This is a genomic window from Bacteroidia bacterium (assembly GCA_023228875.1).
Taxonomy (GTDB): domain Bacteria; phylum Bacteroidota; class Bacteroidia; order NS11-12g; family UBA955; genus JALOAG01.
On the sequence record JALOAG010000005.1, the window covers coordinates 54239 to 74651 of the forward strand.

The following is a 20413-nucleotide window of genomic DNA, read 5'->3' on the forward strand; positions in this document are numbered from 1 at the left end:
TAATAATTACTTTTGCCGCATGTTCACGGGAATTATTGAAGCAATTGGAGAAGTTGTGCATATTGCAGAAAACCAATCTAACCTTACATTCACATTAAAAAGTGAAATAAGTAAAGAATTAAAAATAGATCAAAGTGTCGCCCATAATGGAGTGTGTTTAACTGTGGAAGAAGTAAAAGGGGACTTGTATAAAGTTACAGCAATTAAAGAAACCTTAACAAAAACAAATTTAAGGTATTGGTCAATTGGAGAGCGGGTAAATTTAGAACGTTCATTAACCGCTTCTCAGAGAATTGACGGACATTTTGTGCAAGGTCATGTTGACACGGTAGGCATTTGTAAAGAAATCAGGGATGAAAATGGAAGCTGGGTGGTAGTTGTAAAATATGAAGCATCAAGCCCTGAGTTCTTTACTGTCAACAAAGGTTCAATTTGCTTAAATGGTGTAAGTCTGACGGTTGTAGAATCAAAAAAAAGCGAAATACAAGTTTCAATCATTCCCTACACCTTTGAACATACAAACTTTAAACACATACGTATCGGTGATTATGTCAATATCGAATTTGATATATTGGGCAAGTATATCAGTGCATTGATTCAAAATAAATAATGAAAAAAAAGAATTTGCCTTTTTTCGTAAAAAGATAGTTCTTTGCACCCAAGAAAAATTTAAAAGATTATGTCAGATATTTCAACAAAAGTAAAGTCAATTATCGTTGACAAACTAGGAGTAGAAGAAAGCGAAGTTACTACTGAAGCAAGCTTCACACAAGATTTAGGAGCAGATTCTTTAGACACTGTAGAGCTTATTATGGAGTTCGAAAAAGAATTCAATATTGCTATTCCTGATGAGCAAGCTGAAAAGATTCAAACTGTAGGCGAAGCAGTAAAATACATCGAAGAACATTCTAAGTAATTCCCCTTTTTTAATGGAGAAAAAGCTGAAAAGAGTAGTTGTTACAGGTCTGGGAGCATTAACCCCCATTGGTAACGATGTTCAATCATATTGGACCGCCTTGCAAAATGGTGTTAGTGGTGCCGGACCTATAACACGCTTTGACGCTTCTCTGTTTAAAACCAAGTTTGCATGCGAAATTAAAAATTTTGATGCATCCAATTTTCTTGACAAGAAAGATGCAAGAAGAATGGATTTGTTTACCCAATATGCTTTAGTTTCCACTCAAGAAGCAATTAATGATTCAGGACTTGATCTTGAAAAGGTAAACAAGGATAGGGCAGGTGTGATTTGGGGCTCAGGCATTGGCGGGTTGACAAGCTTTTTCAAAGAAGTGGTTGAATTTGCCAAAGGTGATGGCGCACCCAGATTTTCACCTTTCTTTATTCCTATGATGATTGCAGATATTGCTTCAGGTTATATTAGTATCAGATATGGGTTTAGGGGGCCAAATTATACAACAGTATCGGCTTGTGCATCATCTAATAATGCGTTAATTGATGCTTTTAATTTAATTCGTTTAGGTAAAGCAGATATCATTCTTTCTGGTGGTTCTGAGGCATGTGTTAATGAACCCGCTATGGGAGGGTTTAACTCTATGAAAGCACTTTCAGAGAGAAATGATGATCCTAAAACAGCGTCAAGACCTTTTGATAAAGATCGTGATGGTTTTGTGTTAGGCGAAGGATCTGCTGCAATTATATTAGAAGATTTAGACCACGCACTTGCACGTGGAGCCAAAATTTATTGTGAAATGGCAGGTGGTGGTTTAACTGCAGATGCGCATCATATTACCGCTCCTCACCCTGAAGGATTAGGGGCTCAAATGGTAATGATGCACGCTTTAGAGGATGCAGAAATGCACCCTGAAGAAATTGATTATGTGAATGTGCATGGAACTTCTACACCTCTTGGTGATATTAGTGAGGTGAAAGCAGTTCAAAGAGTGTTTGGAGAACATGCATATAAATTAAATATCAGCTCCACCAAATCTATGGTTGGACACTTATTGGGAGCTGCCGGTGCAGTAGAAGCTGTGGCTGCAATCTTTGCATTGACTAAAGGTATCATTCCGCCCACTATCAATCACTTTACCGATGATGAAGTGTTTGACCCAAAACTTAATTTTACTTTTAACAAAGCTCAACAAAGAGAGGTTAATGCTGTTCTAAGCAATACCTTTGGCTTTGGCGGACATAATGTTTCCGTTATCTTTAAAAAGTTTAATCCTTAATTTTTGCAGTTGAGTATTTTTTCTATTTTCAGTTTTAGAAAAGATAAAAAATTTGCAAAGCGAATTAAGAAAATTACAGGTTATAAACCCAAAAATCTTAAGATTTATAAGTTAGCGTTTACACACAAAACCACAGCCAATAAAATTCACAATAAAGAATTGCGTGAAGACAATGAAAGGCTTGAGTTTCTTGGTGATGCAGTCTTGGATTTAGTGTGTGCTGAATTGTTATTTAAGCATTTCCCGTATAAAAATGAAGGTTTCTTGACCGAGATGCGTTCAAAAATGGTTAGTAGAGAACAGTTAGGAAACATTGCTTATAAAATGGGCTTGCAAGAAATTGTGAAGTTTGATAAATCAATGTTGGGTCGTCAAAGTGCAATGCATGCAGTTGGAGGAAATGCGCTAGAAGCATTGATAGGTGCGGTTTATCTTGATAAGGGGTATAAAAAAACAGTGAAGTTTATACACGAACGAATTGTAGATGCGCATTTAGATTTAATTGAGTTAGAAAAGTCAGAACTTAGCTATAAAGGGAAACTTCTTCAGTATGCGCAAAAAGTAAAAAGAGAAGTGAAATATGAAGTAGTAAAAGAGTTTAAATACAATGGCGAAACATATTTTGAAATATGTGTATGTATTGATAATGTTGAGTTTTCGAGAGAGGTTTTTAGCTCAAAAAAGAAAGCAGAAGAGTTAGCCAGTAAAAAAGCTTTTCTAAAAATATATGCGGAAGATGATGATAGTGCTATACAATGATTTGATGTAGTTCACTGCATAAATATTTCTGAAACCTTTCTTTTTATTGTGTTACTTGGGTTGACACAGCTCAATAAGGTTCCCCAAAGTAGATTTTGGATGAAGAAATGCAATTTTCATGTTGTCTGCACCATCAACAGGTGTTTCATTAATCAGTGTAAAACCCTCATCTTTTAATCGTTCGATTTCGCTTTCAATATTTTCCACCAAAAATGCATAGTGATGGATACCTTCACCACGTTTTTCAATAAACTTAGCAATTGGACTGTCAGAATTGGTAGGTGCAAGGAGTTCTATTTTGTTTTCTCCGGTTTTAAAAAAGGCAGTTATCACTCCTTGAGTAGGTACTTCTTCTTTTTTATAACATGGGGTGTTGAGTAATTGTTCGTATAAGGTGATGGCGGATTTAATGTCTTTCACCGCAATTCCGATATGTTCTATCCTTTTCATTGCTAGATGCGTATTTAAACACGCAATAAAATATTTTTATTTTAAATAATTGCTTAGTTTCGCAGCTTAGAATCAATCTAAATAATAAAACGATGTTAAAATTACCTATATACCTTGATAATAATGCTACTACACAGGTTGACCCCCGAGTATTGGAAGAAATGTTGCCTTATTTTACTGAGAAATTTGGAAATGCAGCGAGCAGAAATCACTCCTTCGGTTGGATTGCTGAAGAAGCGGTTGATTATGCACGTGAACAAGTAGCCAAGTTAGTTGGTGCAGATGCAAAAGAAATCCTTTTTACTTCAGGCGCAACCGAATCGGACAATTTGGCTATCAAAGGAGTTTATGAAATGTATAAACAAAAGGGCAATCACATTATCACTGTTACTACAGAACATAAGGCAATATTAGATACATGTAAAGCAGTGGAAAAATTAGGAGCAGTAGTTACGTATTTAGAACCTGATACAGAAGGGATGATAAGCGTAAAGCAAATTGAACAAGCTATTACTCCTCAGACAATTTTGATTAGTGTAATGTTCGGAAATAACGAAATTGGTGTAATTCAGCCGATTAGGGAAATAGGGGCATTGGCAAAGAAAAAAGGAATATTGTTTCATACAGATGCAACGCAAGCAGTAGGTAAAGTTCCGGTAAATGTGTTGGATGATCAAATAGATTTGATGTCTTTTAGTGCACACAAATTATACGGACCCAAAGGAGTAGGTGCTTTGTATGTAAGAAGAAAAAATCCTCGTATAAAGGTAATTGCCCAAATGGATGGAGGAGGACATGAAAGAGGTATGCGTTCCGGTACCTTGAATGTACCCGGCATAGTAGGATTTGGAAAAGCATGTGAAATATGTATAAATGAAATGGAAACTGAAGGCAAGCGCTTAAGCAAACTTAGAGACAAGCTTCAAGATGGTTTAAGCGTATTAGAAGAGTCATATATCAATGGAAATAAAGCTCACAAACTACCCCATGTATTAAATATGTCTTTCAAATATGTTGAAGGTGAAGGGTTGATAATGGGAATTAAAAACATTGCTGTTTCTTCCGGATCTGCATGTACATCGGCATCTTTAGAGCCTTCTTATGTGTTAAAAGCATTAGGGTTGGATGATGAATTAGCACATTCTTCATTACGTTTTGGACTTGGTAGATTTACTACTGAAGAAGAGATTGATTACACCATTGAACATGTGAAAGAAGCTGTAACAAAACTGAGAGAGATGAGTCCTCTTTGGGAGATGTTTAAAGAAGGAATTGATCTGAAAGCGCAAACGTGGGCTGCTCACTAAACAGATAATAGAATTTTAGAAAGAGCTATACCGAAAGGGATTGCTCTTTTTTTATTTTAATTGTTTCCAGATTCGTTGGTTTGCTTGTGGATCGCTGGTTGTTTCAAAGATTGCCAAAGATGTGCAACTAAGAAAAGCCGAGACCTGTTGGGTGAAATCTTGCTGCTTATTTGCCGTAAAATATTCTATATTAAAATCTTGTGCAATATTGTGTGCGGTACGTGTATGAGGGGTCGTAAATAAATGCCCGGCTTTACTTGTTGAAGGACCGGGAATCATGTCAAAGATGTTCCCACAATGGTTGTTAAGTAAAATAATCTTCAGATTCTTCGGCAGTTTTTCAATCCAAAGCCCATTGATGTCATAAAAAAAGGCTAAATCACCACTAATTAAAAAATGTTCATGTTTTGAATCTGCCAAGGCGGCTCCAATAGCAGTTGATAGACAGCCGTCTATGCCGCTGGTACCTCTGTTTGAATACACTCTGTTACTTTGATTTGGCGCGCATACTGATACATAGCGCACAGACATGGAATTTGCTGCATGGATGATTGCATCGTGTGGGAGCAGTTCCATTAATTGTGATACTGTCCATAAATCTGTTAATTCTGTCTGTTGTTGCAGCAGTTTTGTAAACTGAACACTTTTACTATCCATCGCTTGAGTCCAAGTTTGTTTAAAACTCGCATTGCTCTGCATATCACTTTCTAATGATGCCCCAAGTGTTTTTAGGATAATAGGTTTTGTAAAGAATGTATCTCGAACAATGTTTGTATCAGCAAGATGGTAATGGTTCTTGGGGGGATGTTTTCTAATAAGATTCTTTAAATTTTTATTTAGTAAGAAACTCCCTGTTGTAATAAGTGTTTCTGGTTTACGTTTAAGCCAGAATTCCTCTGTAATTGAGTTAAGCAATAACTCCCAATGTTGATGGCTTTGCAACTGACGATAAGGAGAACTGATGTCGCATAAGATTAGCGCATCTTGTTGCGATAGCAATGTTAATTCATGTGCAATAGAGTCTTGGTAGCTGCCTGTACCGCACAGCACCATTAGACTTCTGCCTGTTTTAACAGAGTGATTATGGAAAATCGGAGCTGTGAATTGTTTGTTTGTCTTTACTAAACTAAAAGGATTGTAAATGCTAATAGGTTCATGGAAGTACAATGGTTCTGAAAAGTGAAAGTTTACATGAACGACACCCTTATCCGGGAATTGGGAATATGTAAGAATTTTGGAAGCTATCCGATCTACTTTTCCCAATGCGCGTTTTGATTCTAACAATCCTTTCCATTCAATATACTTATTTGCGTATTTCCCAAAAACCCTTTTTTGATGAATTGATTGATTCTCCCAGCAATCTAATAAAAGCAAAGGGCGGTCGGCACTGAGCACAATTAAAGGTACATGTAGCTGATGCGCTTCTGCAACAGCCGGAAACAGATTGAGTAATGCGGTTCCGGAAGTACAAATAATAACGACCGGTACTTGAGTTATCTGTGCCGCACCCAAAGCCATATATCCGGCAGCGCGTTCATCAACGACTGAATGTAGCTCAAAACCATTGTGCGATACAGCACCATTGATTAAAGGGGCATTACGAGATCCGGGGCAGATGAAAATATGTCTTACCCCTAATGAGTAAAGGCATTGGAATAAGTGGTGTACGTTCTCTTGTCCTCCTTTTTTCACGTTCTAAAATTTAGTTTGCAAATGTATCAATATAAGGGTAGAAATATTCATGCCTACTGCTCTTTTGTATCTAAGGTTAACCATGAAATAGATTAGTAAAAATTAAGACGGAATTCAATGGAATTTGCCGAGTCGTTTTTTTTGTTGTGAATGTTTAAATTATGTGAGCAAGTAGTAAAGTCAGTAAGTGATTTCTGTGTAAATTGCAGCACCTTTTAAAAAAGAAAAAATGGATAATCAGAACCCAGAAGAAAGTGAAGAAAGAATCATTTCGATAAATATCGAAGATGAAATGAAAACCGCCTACATCGACTATTCAATGTCGGTAATTGTATCTCGTGCTTTACCCGATGTACGTGATGGACTCAAGCCGGTGCATAGACGTGTGCTTTATGGAATGACAGACTTGGGATTGGCACATAACCGTCCGTATAAGAAGTCAGCCAGAATAGTGGGAGAGGTGTTGGGTAAATATCACCCTCATGGAGACTCCTCAGTTTATGATACAATGGTAAGAATGGCGCAGGATTGGAGCTTGCGTTATATGATGGTTGACGGACAAGGAAACTATGGTTCAATAGATGGCGACCCGCCAGCAGCAATGCGTTATACTGAGGCAAGAATGAAAAAAATTGCCGAAGAGATGATGGCTGACATCGATAAAAATACTGTTGATTTTAGACCCAATTTTGATGAGTCGTTAAAAGAGCCGACAGTACTACCTGCTAAGGTTCCAAGTTTACTTGTAAATGGAGCTTCAGGAATTGCCGTAGGTATGGCTACCAATATGGCACCTCATCAACTCGGTGAGGTTATTGACGGTACGGTAGCATATATTGATAATAATGATATTGATATTGCAACATTGATGACACATATCAAAGCTCCTGATTTTCCAACAGGTGGAATTATCTATGGAATGGAGGGAGTAAGAAGTGCTTACGAAACCGGTAGAGGAAGGGTTGTGATGAGAGGTAGGGTAGAGTTTGAAACTTCACATACCGGAAAGGAAATGATTGTTGTAACTGAAGTGCCTTATATGGTGAGTCCTTCCCAGATTATTGTCAAAGCTGTTGATTTAGTCAACGAAAAAGTGATTGATGGTATTAGTGGTATTCGTGATGAATCAGGAAGACAAGGAATGAGAATTGTGTTTGATTTGAAGAGAGATGCCATTCCAAATGTTGTGTTAAATCAGTTGTATAAATATACAGCCCTGCAAAGTTCATTCAGTATCAACAATATCGCATTGGTTAATGGTCGTCCTGAAGTGCTTGATTTGAAGAGTTTAATTAGACATTTCGTAGATCATAGACACGATGTTGTAACCCGCAGAACTCAGTTCTTGCTTGATGAAGCCCAAAAAAGAGCCCATATCTTAGAAGGGTTGTTGATTGCTCTTGATAATCTTGATGCAGTTATCAAATTAATTCGAGAATCAACCAATCCGAATGATGCAAAAGACGGCTTGATGACGACTTTTAATTTGAGCGAAATCCAAGCAAAAGCAATTTTGGACATGAGGTTGCAACGATTAACAGGACTGGAAAGAGATAAAATCAGAGAAGAGTATAGGGAAATCATGGAACTGAGTAAATACTATAATGAAGTGTTGGCTTCATTTGAGTTAAGGATGAAAATTATCAAGGATGAGTTGTTAGAGGTGAAAGAGAAGTTTAATGATAACCGTAGATCTGAAATTGTTCTCTCTGCTGATGACATCAGTATTGAAGACTTGATTCCAGATGAAAAAGTAGTGGTAACTATATCGCATATGGGATATGTAAAAAGAACTACTTTAGATGAATATAGAGAGCAGAACAGAGGAGGCAGGGGTAATAGAGGAGTAATTCATAGGGATGAGGATTTTGTAGAACACTTAATGATTGCTTCTACGCATAACTATATACTTTTCTTTACAGAACAAGGACGTTGTTTCTGGCTCAAAGTCTATGAAATTCCTGAAGGTAGTAAAGCAACAAAAGGAAGACCAATTCAAAACCTAATTCAAATCCCTCAAGATGATAAGGTGAAAGCATTTATTAATGTTAGGAACTTAGAAGATAAGGAATACACTGAAAATAACTTTGTGATTTTGTGTACTAAAAAAGGTATTATCAAAAAGACTTCATTAGAAGCATATTCTCGCCCGAGAGCCAATGGTATTAATGCAATTACCGTAAGAGAAGGAGATGAATTGTTAGAAGGAAAATTAACTAATGGTACATGTGAAGTAGTGTTAGCAAAAAAATCCGGTAGGGCAATACGCTTTAATGAAACACTTGTCCGTCCTATGGGAAGAACAGCTTCGGGTGTAAAGGGTATCACATTAGAATCTGCAAAAGATGAAGTGGTAGGAATGGTTTGTGTGGATACGAAATCTGAAATAGAAACTACAATCTTAGTTGTTTCAGAAAATGGATATGGAAAGCGAACCGATTTGGACGACTACAGGATAACAGGTAGGGGCGGTAAAGGAGTAAAAACGCTTAACATCACTGATAAGACGGGTGATTTGATTGCAATAAAATCTGTTGAGGAGAAAGACGGATTAATGATTATTAATCGCTCCGGTCTAACAATCAGAATCAGGGTTGCGGACTTAAGAGTTATGGGTCGTGCAACTCAGGGTGTTAGATTGATTAATATCAAAGACAATGATATGATTGCATCTGTAGCCAGAGTAAAATATGATCCTGATGCTGATATTGAAGAAGATTTTGAACAAGTTACAGATCCAAATGTTATTATTCCCGATGTGGAAGGTGCTGATAACGGAGATAATGTTAACCCTGAAAATGCCGATGAAACCCCAGAAGAGTAACATCAATAATGAAACCGTTCCGTTGGTAAAACGGAACGGCATAATAATTGAATAACATGATGTATAAAGTAAATTTGTAATAGTATGAAGAAGATATCAATAACAGTATTAATGTTCGCACTGCTTGCCTTCAGTGGAAATGTGTTTGCTCAATCACATAAATTGACAGATGCATGGTTTGCCATGAAAAATAATGACCTTGTACGTGCAAAACAATCCATAGATGAAGCCTATGAACATGAAACCACAAAAGGTACGGCTAAAATGTATTATTATCGAGGATTGGTGTATATGCAAATTGCAGCCAATGCCCAAGATGATGTAAAATTTAAAGAGTTGGATTCTCAAGCATCTCTGAAATCAGCTGAATCTTTTTATCAATACTTGATTTCAACAGAGAAAAAGAAAAAAGGTGAGTTAGAAGATGTTTATGCAAACATGCTTTATTCAGCCAATTTCTGTTTAGTAGATGCAGGTGCTTTTGCTGACAAAGGTCAATATCAACTCGCTGTGAAATATGCAGAGGCTGCATATCATTTGACCTTGCATGATGAGAAACAAAATCTTAAACAAAATGGTATTACCACCAACAAGGCTTTGCTCAGCATGTATTATTATGCAAATGAAGGTGGTGATAGAGTGAATTCAAGAAAATTCTTGAATATGTTGATTGATAATAAGTATGATGAACCTCAATTATATATTTTCCTTGCTCAATCTTATTTCCAAGAAGGTGATTCAGCAACAGGAATTCAGGTTTTGGAAAAAGGACGGAATATATATCCTGAAAACAAGGATTTGTTATTAGAGGAAATTGGATATTATCTTGCAAAAGGTAAGACAGATGAGTTGTTGGACAGATTCAATCAAGCCATAGAGTCCGATCCCGAAAATTCTAATTATTATTTTTACAGAGGCTCTTTGTTTCATCAAAAGAAAGATTATGCATCTGCCGAGAGAGATTATAGAAAAGCAATTGAACTAAATGAAAATAATATGGATGCTAAGTATAACCTTGGTGCAATGTTTATTGATCAAACGGTTCCAATTATTGAAAAGATGAATGCAAATGCTTCTAATTTTGCTTTGTACGATGATTTAGAAGCAAAAAAGTATGCTTTATATGAGAAGGCTTTACCTTACTTGAAAGAAGCATATGAGTCAGGTGAAATAAAAGAAAAAGAAGAAAAAATCAACCTGCTGACTATACTTCGTGATTTTTATAAATTTAAAAAGGATAGGACAAATATGGAGTACTATCAGAATGAGATTGAGAAAGTGAACTCAGGAAAGTAAGCAATCTACTTAAATGAACAAAGGTCGGTAGTGAATAATGCCGACCTTTGTTTTTTATTTTTAAGAGGGTAGAGAGCATGTGTTTCATAATTAAAATCAAATATATACTATTATTAAAGTTGCTTGAGGCAAGGTGCTTGTCCATTATTTGCTTTGTTGCAAATAGAGTTGTGTGAATTATATGGCTTGTTTTTGTGGGTGCTTGCGTTGTCAATTTTTTTATAACTCACTGATGACCCTTTTGTATTCTTATAGAATTTCCTCATTCATATATAATATTCTGAAGTAAATTGTGTGTATTTAGTTAAGTTGGCATGTATGGATAAAATTTTATAGCTTAAAGTCTGTATATCAATTTTTTGCCTAATATTGCAACCCTAAACTAAACAATTATATGAAGAAACAATTTTTAAACATCGTTATGGCAATGGCAGTGCCTTGCCTACTCTCTTTCCAGTCTTGTAAAAAAGAAGGAAACACAGCGACTTCAACACTAGGTCAGGCAACAATTACCGGTAGAATTACTGGTGATATTGATTTGACTAGCGGCAAAAAAGATGGTCTTTCAGGTGTAAAAGTAATTGCTAGAATTAACTTTTCAGATTTAAGCACTTCATCAGCACCTTCCGGTGTGAAAGTGTATGAAGCTACAACAAATGCAGATGGATATTATACTCTTAAAGTAGATGCCGGAAGCAAAGTTGTAAACGCAATGCTCGAGTTACCAAACAAAATTAATTTGGAACAAACTAAAGAAGATGGTTCAAAAGAAGTTGTAGAATTTATGATTAACGGTTCTGCTTCTCGTACTGTTACTTTATATAAAGGTCAAACTAAGACAGAAAATGAAGAATATACTTCTGAAAAATCACTTCCTATTGGTCTTGTAACTATAAAAGGAAAAGTTGAATATAGAAACGATTTGTGCGAAGCAGATCCTGACGATCAAGTTTCTAAGGTTCCTTCTGGAACTAAACTTGTTATTACTTGGACCGATGATGATTCAGAATCAAGAGAAGTAGTAATTAATGTAAAATCTGACGGTACTTATGAGTTTTCAGTTGAATCCAAGTCTGCTAGCAAAACTATAAAAGTACGTGGATTGAAATTCTTTGCTGATCAAAAATATGATGATGGTGGAGATTGTAAAACAGAAGTTGATTATGGTTACACAACAGTAACTACTTCATCTACTGTGAACAAGAATGAAACCAATATTGAGGATATTATCTTCGAATAATATTCTGTTATTTATCCACTAAAAATATAATAATCAGAAATATGAGAAAGATAATTTTAACGGCTTTGGTTCTTGGTGTGACTATGCCAACCATCAGTGCACAGGAAGAGCTGAGCTTTAAGAATAAAAAGGGACAAGAAGTCCTTCCACAGCAAAGCGACTGGGCGTTTGGTATTGCCGCCAATCCATTTTTGAACTATGCCGGAAATTTGCTGAATGGAACAAACGGAAATACTTCGCCTGTTTTTGTAAATGCGAATGGTCCAAGTATTTTGAACGGTAATTTTAGTCTGAATAACATAGCTTTTATGGGCAAGTATATGAAAAGTTCTAATACTGCCTATAGAGTTAGATTTGCAGGTAATCTTTATAACCAAACAGTTTCAGGATTTGTTGCAAAAGATGTATTGATTAATAATGTTCTACTTCCGGAGTTTGTAGAAGATAAACACAATATCAGAATGTCTAACGTGTTATTGGGTGCCGGTATTGAAAAACGTAAGGGTAGCAAACGCTTACAAGGAATTTATGGGGCAGAACTTTTTATTGGATATGTTTCCAGACAAGATAGGTTCACATACGGTAATGAAATGACTACTGATTTCACTGCTCCCGCTTCAACTAATTTTGCAAGTAACGTTTTCGTTCAAGGAGGTAGATACTACAGAACTACATATACTAATATGGGAAATACATTTCTTGTGGGAGCTAGAGGATATGTTGGAGCTGAATATTTTATTACTCCTAAAATATCACTTGGTGGTGAATTAGGTTATTCCGCGGCAGTTGCTAGAAGAGGAAAATCTTATTCATCTCATGAGACATTTGACTTTGACAACCTTACAGCTGAGAAAGTTGAGTTTAAGAATAATAATTGGAATCCATCTTCTTTCGGTTTAGGGCTTGACAATTTTAACGGAGGAATAAACTTGTACTTCTATTTCTAATACAAGGTCTCTATTTAGACAAAAGTCGCTCTTATCAATAAGAGCGACTTTTTTTTGTCATCAAGTTACGCCCAGAAGCAAAGATTTTGATTCATAGTTGCTTGCTATGTAGTCATGTACATAAAGGTAATTAGAGGCTAATTAGTCACTTCCAAATTAAGATTTTCTATTTCGTTAGGATGATTTGGTAGCATATTAATAACATAGCATATTTCAAGTCTAACCTCCCATATAGACTTATTCATCTTCATAAAAATCTATAAGAGCACCAAAATACATTTCATCCCAACCTTGTGAGATGTCATCAAACGCTTCATCCGGAATGTTTGTATGGACTAACTCAACAGAGGTTCCTTTTGGGTGTGCATGTAATTTAATTGTAACAATAGATTGGTCAGAGTCTTCTCCAAAATACCATTCTTGCACAATCTTTCTCCCTTCATCAAATTCAAGGTTCCTACCACAAATTGCACCGTCCCATAATGAAAATTCGGAATTGATATCTGTGCTCATTATTGCCGAAGCACCTGACCACAATTGAATTGTATAAGGCAATGTGAGTGCTTTGAATAATTCCTCAGGTGTTGCCTTAACAATGTAGTAGTGCTTATACGTTTTCATTAATACCCCAATATTTTTAACATACTCTTATAACTTTGTTCTTTACTGAAAAGTTTTGTTATCCAATTGCCATCTTCATTTCGAGTAATTAAAATTTGTTTTGGTCCTGGAGTAAGACAATGTTGAATTCCGCCATATCCGCCTATGCTGTCTTGATAAGCTCCAGTGTGAAAGAATCCAATATATAGTGGGTCTTCTTGATTGTATGATGGTAAGTATATTGCATTAGAATGTTGGTCAGAGTTGTAATAATCATCAGAGTCACATGTAATGCCACCTAACAATACACGCTCGTATGTTTCTTCCCAATGATTCAGTGGAAGCATAATGAATTTCTTATTGATAGCCCAAGAGTCGGGTAGGGTGGTCATAAATGAGCTGTCAATCATGTTCCATTTTTCTCTGTCGTTTTGGATTTTTTGTTCTTCAATCTTATAAATAATTCCACCGCTTTCACCTACAGTAAATGATCCAAATTCTGTAAAAATATCAGGTTCCGGAATTCCTTGAGATTCGCAAACCGTCTTAATCTGAGCGATAATCTCTGTTGCCATGTACTCGTAGTCAAAGTCGAATTTAAGTGAATTCTTAATTGGAAAACCTCCTCCTATATTAAGATAGGTTAATTCAGGTTCGAATCTTTTCAATTCACAATATACTTTTATACATTTATGTAATTCATTCCAATAGTATGCATCATCTTCAATTCCGGTATTAATGAAGAAGTGTAACATTTTTAATTTGACATTCTTGCGCGGGCGAATCTTTTGTTTGAAAAATGGTACTATGTCCTTGTATCCTATACCTAATCTTGAAGTGTAAAATGGGAACTTAGGTTCTTCTTCTGCTGCAATGCGTATTCCAACATTGAGTGGTCCTTGCAACCTCTCTAATATGGCATCGGCTTCTTTGAAGTTGTCTATAACAGGAATTACATTTGTATATCCACTTTCGATTAGCTCTGCAATGTTTTCAATGTATTGTGTAAGTTTAAAGCCGTTGCATATAATGAATTTGTCTTTTTTGATTAATCCTTTTTCATAAAGAGATTGGATTAAGTTGATATCGAAAGCAGAAGATGTCTCAAGGTGAATGTCATTCTTCAGCGCTTCTTCAATTACATGTATAAAGTGAGAGCTTTTGGTACAATAACAATAGTTGTATTCACCTTGATAGTCAGCTTTTGCCATTGCCACATTAAACCACATTTTTGCCTTTTTGATGTTTTCGGAAATTTTTGGGAGGTAAGTGAATTTGAGCGGTGTGCCATACTGTTCTACTACTTCCATGAGGTTTATGTCATGAAAAAGCAGTTCGCCATTTTCTACTTCAAATTCTTCTTGAGGCCAGTCAAAAGTCTGTTCAATTAAGTCAATGTACTTATTTTTCATTTATCTGAGTAAGTTAGTTCTGTTTTAAAATGCAAAAGTAACTAAAATGAATTTGAAAATATTCTTAATATAGAAATAAAAAAGCGGACAAAGTCCGCTTCTTTTAAATGTGTCTATATGAGTAAAATTATTTTATTCCGTGCATCCAACGAGTAATGATTGGACCTAAAGCAAATAATAACAATGCGCAACCGATAGCAAAATATCCAAGGTATTTGAATACTCCCATGCCTAACGCAAGTGCATCTGTTCTTAAAGACGCGATTACTTTACCACTAATGCTGGTGTTGATAATCTGCTCGGCTTCGGCTTCAGTTACTATACCATGATTAAGTTTGTCACTGGCATTCACTAAGAAATGTCTGGTGCTGTTCTCAATGATTTTATTTTTCTCTGCATCGTCTTGTGCATCTGTAGCTTTGTCATACAATTCTTTTATTTGGAGTGTTGCAACTGCGTACTTAGGTGTCTCGTCAGTCCCGTTGAGAGCAGACAGAGTTTGATTGTCTATCAAAGCTTTTTCGACAGAATATTCACCCAATGAATGAATAAACGTTTCGCTTTCTAAAACGGAAACAACATTTTTATCTTCAATCCTGTTTTTAAAGGATTCCTCTTTTATGACTGTAGCTTCATTTACTGTAGTAAAGGCGGCTATATGTTTGCCTCCTTGATGCGCAATGGATGAAGAGAGAAACCAAATTCCCATCATAAGTCCTACAATTTTGGCAGGAGATAGTTTAGTAACCAATGATAATCCCACAGGTGAAAGAGTTAATTCACCTAATGTATGTAATAAGTACAGTATAATAAGGAAGAAAGCGGGAACCAAACCTTCAACTGCATAATTATTTCCCATCGTTAAAACTACAAAACCTAATCCGAGTAAGGTTAATCCTGTAGCAAACTTGTAAGGAGCAGCGGGTTCTTTTCCGGCATTTCCAAGTTTAATCCAAATCCAAGAAAAAATTGGAGCAAAAATGATAATAAATAAGGGGTTGATAGATTGAAAGAATGTAGTAGGGGCATTAAATCCACCGATGTGTTTATTAACATTTCTTTCTGTAAATAAGTTTAATGCAGAACCTGCTAATTCAAAGAATGTCCAGAATACTGTTGTAAAAAGTAATAATATCACAATAACCCAAATTCTTTGTTTTTGCGCCTTTTCATATTTATTTGCCTGAAGTAGCAAGTAGCCAATAACTGTTACTGCAAGTACAGCTAAGCCTATATCTACTACGCTATTGTGAAGAATTAAGATCCAAGCAATAGGAATTAAAATAATGACAGTAATTAAAGGTAGTATTTTGTTACTAACATTTTTAATAAGAGGAGTGCTTGCGTCTTCAGGTTCATATCCGTGTTCTTCCAACCAACCTTTCTTTTGCGCAAAGATAAAGATTAGGTATCCTACTAACATCCCAAGACCGGCAGTTAGGAACCCGTATTTCCAACCTTCTATTTCTCCAATTGCTCCGCAGGTTAATGGAGTTAGAAATGCTCCAATGTTAATACCCATGTAAAAAATGGTGAATGCTCCATCTCTTTTGGGGTCTCCTTCTTTGTAGAATCTGCCAATTAAACTGGAAATATTGGGTTTGAAAAAACCATTTCCTATGACCAATAAAGCCAGACCAAAATAGAAGGTTGTTTGGTTGTCTAAGAATAATGTAAATTGTCCTAAAGCCATAATGAGCGCTCCCCAGATAATTGCTTTTCTGAACCCCATGACTTTGTCTGCCAACACTCCTCCAATCAGAGGTGTCAGATAGACTAAGGCTCCATAAGCAGCATAGATTCCGTATGCTTTAGTGTCATCAAACGCAAATCCTCCTTTTACTAGTTCCGAAGTCATGTAGAGAATCAAGATTGCCCGCATGCCATAATAGCTGAAACGTTCCCATAATTCTACCATGAACAATGCGAACAAGGCTCTCGGATGAATTTTACGATTTAATAAAATTACGAATAATACCCAGATAGCAACGGCTCCCCAGGCTAATGACATAATAGAGTAAGGATGCATATTTGTTTTTGTTTAAATGTGTCTGCGAATGTAAAAATTTAATTATAAGTTTTCGTTAATAAAATGAGTGATGCGATTGAATAAATGCATTCTTGTCATTCCGCCATAAATTCCATGGTTTTTATTTGGATAAAATTCTGATTCAAAAGCAATATTTTTTTCTACCATTATACGTACCATTTCCATAGTTTGTTGTACGTGCACGTTGTCATCAGCCGTTCCATGGATGAGCAAAAACTTGCCCTTTATTTTATCAACATGTGAGAGTGGAGCATTGAATTCGTAACCTCCCTGATTTTCCTGTGGTGTACGCATATATCGTTCAGTGTAAATATTATCATAGAATTTCCAGTTTGTTACCGGTGCAACAGCGATTGCAGCCTTGAAAATATCACAGCCTAATGTAATGCCCAGAGAACTCATAAATCCACCGTAACTCCAACCCCAAATACCAATACGTGAAGAATCAACATAAGATTTAGTTGCCATCCATTGTGCGGAGGCAATTTGGTCTTCAATTTCTAGTTTGCCTAAATTTAGGTAGGTACATTTTTTGAATTCTTCTCCTCTAAATCCGGTGCCTCTGTTGTCAACGCTCATAATGATGTAACCTTGTTGTGCAAGAAATTGAAACCACATGAAATTTGCTCCACCCCATTGATTTTTAACGGTTTGAGAACCGGGCCCTCCATATACGTAAAACAACACAGGATATTTCATGCTTTCATCAAAGTTAGGGGGTAATATTTGCCAGTAATTGAGCGATGTTCCTTGTGCAGTTGTTAACTTTCCAAATTTGAATTTGCCAAGGTTTTCTTTTTCCAGCAATTTGACGAGATTTTCGTTATTTTCTAATTCACGAATTACTTTGCCATTATTATCTTTTAAAGTGTAAACGGGTGGGGTAGCAAACGTAGAGTAGCTTTCCAAAAAATAATGACCACCCTTGGTAAAGGTAACATTATGCCAACCTGATTTTGTTGTAATTTTAGTCTTCTTGTTGTTTGATATAGTTATTTTGTACAATTGTCTTTCTGTTGGTGTTTCTTCAGCAGATGTGAAATAAATAATTCCTTTATCTGTATCATAATATTTAATGGCATCTACATCATAAGATGCAGGTGTAATTGCTTTTAAATTTTTTGTTTGTGTGTTGAGTTGATATATTTGATTAAAACCATTTCGTTCACTCAAAAACAAGAAAGACATTCCTGTTTTGTCAAAATAATATTGATTATTGATATCAATATAATATTTGTTTGTTTCTTCGTAAATGGTTGTGTTTGCTCCGGTTTGAATATTAAACTGATGAACCTTAAGGTTGTTTTGATGTCTGTTCAAATGTTGATAATACAAGAGATTGGCAGTTGCCCATTGTATTCTGGGTAGATATGAGTTGTCCGATTCTGTGCTTGCTATCTGTGTGTTCTTAAGCGATGCTAATTCAAATACATTGACACTGACTAAAGAATTTGGTTCGCCTGCTTTAGGATATTTGTATTTTTCGAGAGTAGGGTAACTCTTACCTTGATATAGCTCAATTGTGAACTCGGGCACTTTTCTTTCATCAAATCTGAAATACGCGATATTTTTTCCATCAGGACTCCATTCATAACCGCGACTCATTGTGAATTCTTCTTCATAAACCCAATCCACTGCTCCATATATAATTTCATTTGCTTTACCGTCACCCCCAATAATCACAACGCTGGAATCCTTAATGTTTTGGACTATGATGTTGTTGTTCACCACACCAGCAACTTTATTCCCATCAGGAGAAAAAGTTGCATATCTGCAATATCCACCAAAAATATTTGTGATAGTTTTGGTTTTGAGATCTAAAACAAAAACTTTGGTTTCGTAAGAATGTCTATAAATGGGTTGAATATCACTCTCAATTAATACCTTGCTTTCATCAGAGCTAAAGGTGAATGAGTGCATACGAATTTCCTTTCCTTCATACTTTAAATCTGTTTTTTTGACTAAAGTTGAAAGTTTATTACCTGTTTTGAAATCAAATACGCTGATTTCATTGTTCTCTAATTTTACAAAACTCTTTCCGTCATTTAGGGCTATAAAGTTTTGAATTCCATTAGGACTATATTTAGCAGAAGCCCAAATATCCTTTAGGTTAAGTTGTTGTGCAAGAAGAGTCTGTGGGAAAGTCAGGAGTGTTATTCCAGAAAGCAGGATGAAATTACTGAATGTTTTTCTCATTTTTGTTGTCTTATTCTGAATTCAAAAGTATTTATTTTTTTGCAATGCAATACCACAAAGTAACAGAACAACATATCAGTGAACTCAAGGCTTTTATTAATACTGAACAAATAATTGTTGAAGAAAACAAAGTCAAACCATACGGAAGCGACTATACAGAGGATTTTTATTTTCCACCGGAACTTGTAGTGTTGCCGACAAAAGCTGAAGAGGTTGCACAAATTTTGGCATATTGTAACAAGAATTTATTACCGGTTACACCACGAGGAGCCGGTACCGGTTTAAGTGGAGGAAGTTTGCCGATTTTTGGCGGTATTTCACTTTCCTTAGAAAAAATGAATAGGATTGTGGAGATTGATTTACATAATCTTCAAGCACGAGTGCAACCCGGTGTTATCAATCAAACATTGAGAGAAGAGGTCGAAAAACTGGGTTTGTTTTATCCACCCGATCCCGCCAGTAAAGGTTCCTGTTTTTTGGGTGGCAATGTTGCCCATGCGTCAGGAGGTCCAAGAGCGGTTAAGTATGGCACAACAAAAGATTATGTTTTGAACCTGCAAATTGCATTACCCTCCGGTGAGTTGATTTGGACAGGAGCTGATACTTTAAAATTCAGTACGGGTTATAATTTGACTCAATTGATGGTAGGAAGCGAAGGCACATTGGGGATTGTTACTGAAATAGTATTTAAACTGATACCGTTGCCTTCGCATCGAATGTTGATGTTAACTCGATTTGCAAAGGCTGCCAACGCTTGTACCTTTATACCGGAAATGATGCGTCAAGGCATAACGCCTTCTGCAATGGAATTTATGGAAAGCAAAGCAATGCAAATTGCATCAAAAGCTACAGGTATTGCTGTTGCTACGGAAGGGATTGAAGCATTTGTTCTTATTGAACTTGATGGCGATAATCCCGATGTGTTGATGAGCCAATGTGAACAGGTATATTCAGTGTTGGAACAATTTGGAGCAGGTGAAACAGAATTGGCAGATACCGCAGAACAACAAGACAAGTTTTGGAAATTAAGACGTATTATGGGCGAAGCTGTCAAACAAAGTTCTGTTTACAAAGAAGAAGATACTGTTGTGCCCCGATATGCGTTGCCAACTCTCTTTGCTCGAGTAAAGGAATTAGAACTAAAATATGGTTTTGAAAGTGTCTGCTATGGTCATGCCGGTGATGGGAATTTACATGTAAATATTTTGAAAAATAGTCTCAGTGATACACTGTGGCAAGAAATGATTCCAAAAGCAATTACGGAATTGTTCCTTACCTGTAAAGAATTAGGTGGAACAATTTCAGGTGAACACGGAATTGGTTTGGTACAAAAAGAATATATGCCCATAGTGTATAGCCCGGTTCATATAGCTTTGATGAAAGGAATAAAAAAAGCATTTGACCCCAATGGAATCCTCAATCCCGGAAAGATTTTCCCGAGTGAGAGTTGA

16 protein-coding genes are annotated in these 20413 nt (G+C 36.1%); 10 read left to right on the plus strand and 6 right to left on the minus strand.

Annotated elements, in window-relative coordinates:
- Nucleotides 1-19: 19 nt before the first annotated feature.
- The 4 genes from M0R38_06860 (at nt 20) to rnc (ending at nt 2948) form a co-directional block, all read left to right on the plus strand.
- Nucleotides 20-610: a riboflavin synthase gene (locus M0R38_06860; protein ID MCK9481463.1), complete on the plus strand. Its 591-nt coding sequence runs from the start codon at nt 20-22 to the stop codon at nt 608-610.
- 69 nt (nt 611-679) lie between these two features.
- Complete coding sequence (locus M0R38_06865; protein ID MCK9481464.1) at nt 680-916, plus strand: acyl carrier protein; 237 nt, start codon at nt 680-682, stop codon at nt 914-916.
- A 13-nt stretch (nt 917-929) separates the two neighbouring features.
- Nucleotides 930-2189, plus strand: coding sequence for a beta-ketoacyl-ACP synthase II (gene fabF, locus M0R38_06870; GenBank protein MCK9481465.1), 1260 nt, complete (start codon nt 930-932; stop codon nt 2187-2189).
- A 9-nt stretch (nt 2190-2198) separates the two neighbouring features.
- Complete coding sequence (gene rnc, locus M0R38_06875) at nt 2199-2948, plus strand: ribonuclease III (protein MCK9481466.1); 750 nt, start codon at nt 2199-2201, stop codon at nt 2946-2948.
- Nucleotides 2949-2999: 51 nt separating this feature from the next.
- On the opposite strand, the gene mce is transcribed toward rnc, so the two are convergent.
- Nucleotides 3000-3398 (minus strand): methylmalonyl-CoA epimerase, encoded by a 399-nt coding sequence (gene mce / locus M0R38_06880; protein ID MCK9481467.1) that lies wholly within the window; start codon nt 3396-3398, stop codon nt 3000-3002.
- Nucleotides 3399-3490: 92 nt separating this feature from the next.
- Between mce and M0R38_06885 the strand changes: the two genes are divergently transcribed.
- A complete protein-coding gene (locus M0R38_06885) occupies nt 3491-4705 on the plus strand; it encodes an IscS subfamily cysteine desulfurase (GenBank protein ID MCK9481468.1) in 1215 nt (404 codons plus the stop codon).
- A 51-nt stretch (nt 4706-4756) separates the two neighbouring features.
- Here the strand turns inward: M0R38_06885 and menD are convergent, their stop codons facing one another.
- Nucleotides 4757-6397: a 2-succinyl-5-enolpyruvyl-6-hydroxy-3-cyclohexene-1-carboxylic-acid synthase gene (gene menD / locus M0R38_06890; GenBank protein MCK9481469.1), complete on the minus strand. Its 1641-nt coding sequence runs from the start codon at nt 6395-6397 to the stop codon at nt 4757-4759.
- Between the two features lie 229 nt (nt 6398-6626).
- Here menD and gyrA point away from each other — a divergent pair, with 229 nt between their 5' ends.
- The 4 genes from gyrA to M0R38_06910 all read left to right on the plus strand — a co-directional run bounded on the left by gyrA (nt 6627) and on the right by M0R38_06910 (nt 12704).
- Nucleotides 6627-9221: a DNA gyrase subunit A gene (gene gyrA, locus M0R38_06895; GenBank protein ID MCK9481470.1), complete on the plus strand. Its 2595-nt coding sequence runs from the start codon at nt 6627-6629 to the stop codon at nt 9219-9221.
- An 84-nt stretch (nt 9222-9305) separates the two neighbouring features.
- Nucleotides 9306-10517, plus strand: a complete 1212-nt coding sequence (locus M0R38_06900) for a tetratricopeptide repeat protein (protein ID MCK9481471.1) — start codon at nt 9306-9308, stop codon at nt 10515-10517.
- Nucleotides 10518-10911: 394 nt separating this feature from the next.
- On the plus strand, nt 10912-11757 hold the full coding sequence (locus M0R38_06905; GenBank protein MCK9481472.1) for a hypothetical protein: 846 nt from the start codon (nt 10912-10914) through the stop codon (nt 11755-11757).
- A 41-nt stretch (nt 11758-11798) separates the two neighbouring features.
- Nucleotides 11799-12704, plus strand: coding sequence for a hypothetical protein (locus M0R38_06910; GenBank protein MCK9481473.1), 906 nt, complete (start codon nt 11799-11801; stop codon nt 12702-12704).
- Between the two features lie 237 nt (nt 12705-12941).
- Here the strand turns inward: M0R38_06910 and M0R38_06915 are convergent, their stop codons facing one another.
- The 4 genes from M0R38_06915 to M0R38_06930 form a co-directional block, all read right to left on the minus strand.
- Nucleotides 12942-13325: an SRPBCC domain-containing protein gene (locus M0R38_06915; protein ID MCK9481474.1), complete on the minus strand. Its 384-nt coding sequence runs from the start codon at nt 13323-13325 to the stop codon at nt 12942-12944.
- Nucleotides 13325-14716: an arginine decarboxylase gene (locus M0R38_06920; protein MCK9481475.1), complete on the minus strand. Its 1392-nt coding sequence runs from the start codon at nt 14714-14716 to the stop codon at nt 13325-13327. The genes M0R38_06915 and M0R38_06920 overlap by 1 nt, the downstream gene beginning before the upstream one ends.
- Before the next feature lie 127 nt (nt 14717-14843).
- Nucleotides 14844-16727, minus strand: coding sequence for a peptide MFS transporter (locus M0R38_06925; protein ID MCK9481476.1), 1884 nt, complete (start codon nt 16725-16727; stop codon nt 14844-14846).
- 60 nt (nt 16728-16787) lie between these two features.
- Nucleotides 16788-18962, minus strand: coding sequence for a S9 family peptidase (locus M0R38_06930; protein MCK9481477.1), 2175 nt, complete (start codon nt 18960-18962; stop codon nt 16788-16790).
- Between the two features lie 44 nt (nt 18963-19006).
- Here M0R38_06930 and M0R38_06935 point away from each other — a divergent pair, with 44 nt between their 5' ends.
- Nucleotides 19007-20413 carry an FAD-binding protein gene (locus M0R38_06935; GenBank protein ID MCK9481478.1) on the plus strand — a complete coding sequence of 469 codons (1407 nt, stop codon included), beginning with the start codon at nt 19007-19009 and terminating at the stop codon, nt 20411-20413.

Excerpts from the sequence above, each read along its gene's own strand:
- M0R38_06860 (MCK9481463.1), top strand. The coding sequence starts at position 20 with ATGTTCACGGGAATTATTGAAGCAATTGGAGAAGTTGTGCATATTGCA.
- M0R38_06865 (MCK9481464.1), top strand. The coding sequence starts at position 680 with ATGTCAGATATTTCAACAAAAGTAAAGTCAATTATCGTTGACAAACTA.
- fabF (MCK9481465.1), top strand. The coding sequence starts at position 930 with ATGGAGAAAAAGCTGAAAAGAGTAGTTGTTACAGGTCTGGGAGCATTA.
- mce (MCK9481467.1), bottom strand. The coding sequence starts at position 3,398 with ATGAAAAGGATAGAACATATCGGAATTGCGGTGAAAGACATTAAATCC.
- M0R38_06885 (MCK9481468.1), top strand. The coding sequence starts at position 3,491 with ATGTTAAAATTACCTATATACCTTGATAATAATGCTACTACACAGGTT.
- gyrA (MCK9481470.1), top strand. The coding sequence starts at position 6,627 with ATGGATAATCAGAACCCAGAAGAAAGTGAAGAAAGAATCATTTCGATA.
- M0R38_06900 (MCK9481471.1), top strand. The coding sequence starts at position 9,306 with ATGAAGAAGATATCAATAACAGTATTAATGTTCGCACTGCTTGCCTTC.
- M0R38_06905 (MCK9481472.1), top strand. The coding sequence starts at position 10,912 with ATGAAGAAACAATTTTTAAACATCGTTATGGCAATGGCAGTGCCTTGC.
- M0R38_06910 (MCK9481473.1), top strand. The coding sequence starts at position 11,799 with ATGAGAAAGATAATTTTAACGGCTTTGGTTCTTGGTGTGACTATGCCA.
- M0R38_06915 (MCK9481474.1), bottom strand. The coding sequence starts at position 13,325 with ATGAAAACGTATAAGCACTACTACATTGTTAAGGCAACACCTGAGGAA.
- M0R38_06920 (MCK9481475.1), bottom strand. The coding sequence starts at position 14,716 with ATGAAAAATAAGTACATTGACTTAATTGAACAGACTTTTGACTGGCCT.
- M0R38_06925 (MCK9481476.1), bottom strand. The coding sequence starts at position 16,727 with ATGTCATTAGCCTGGGGAGCCGTTGCTATCTGGGTATTATTCGTAATT.
- M0R38_06930 (MCK9481477.1), bottom strand. The coding sequence starts at position 18,962 with ATGAGAAAAACATTCAGTAATTTCATCCTGCTTTCTGGAATAACACTC.
- M0R38_06935 (MCK9481478.1), top strand. The coding sequence starts at position 19,007 with ATGCAATACCACAAAGTAACAGAACAACATATCAGTGAACTCAAGGCT.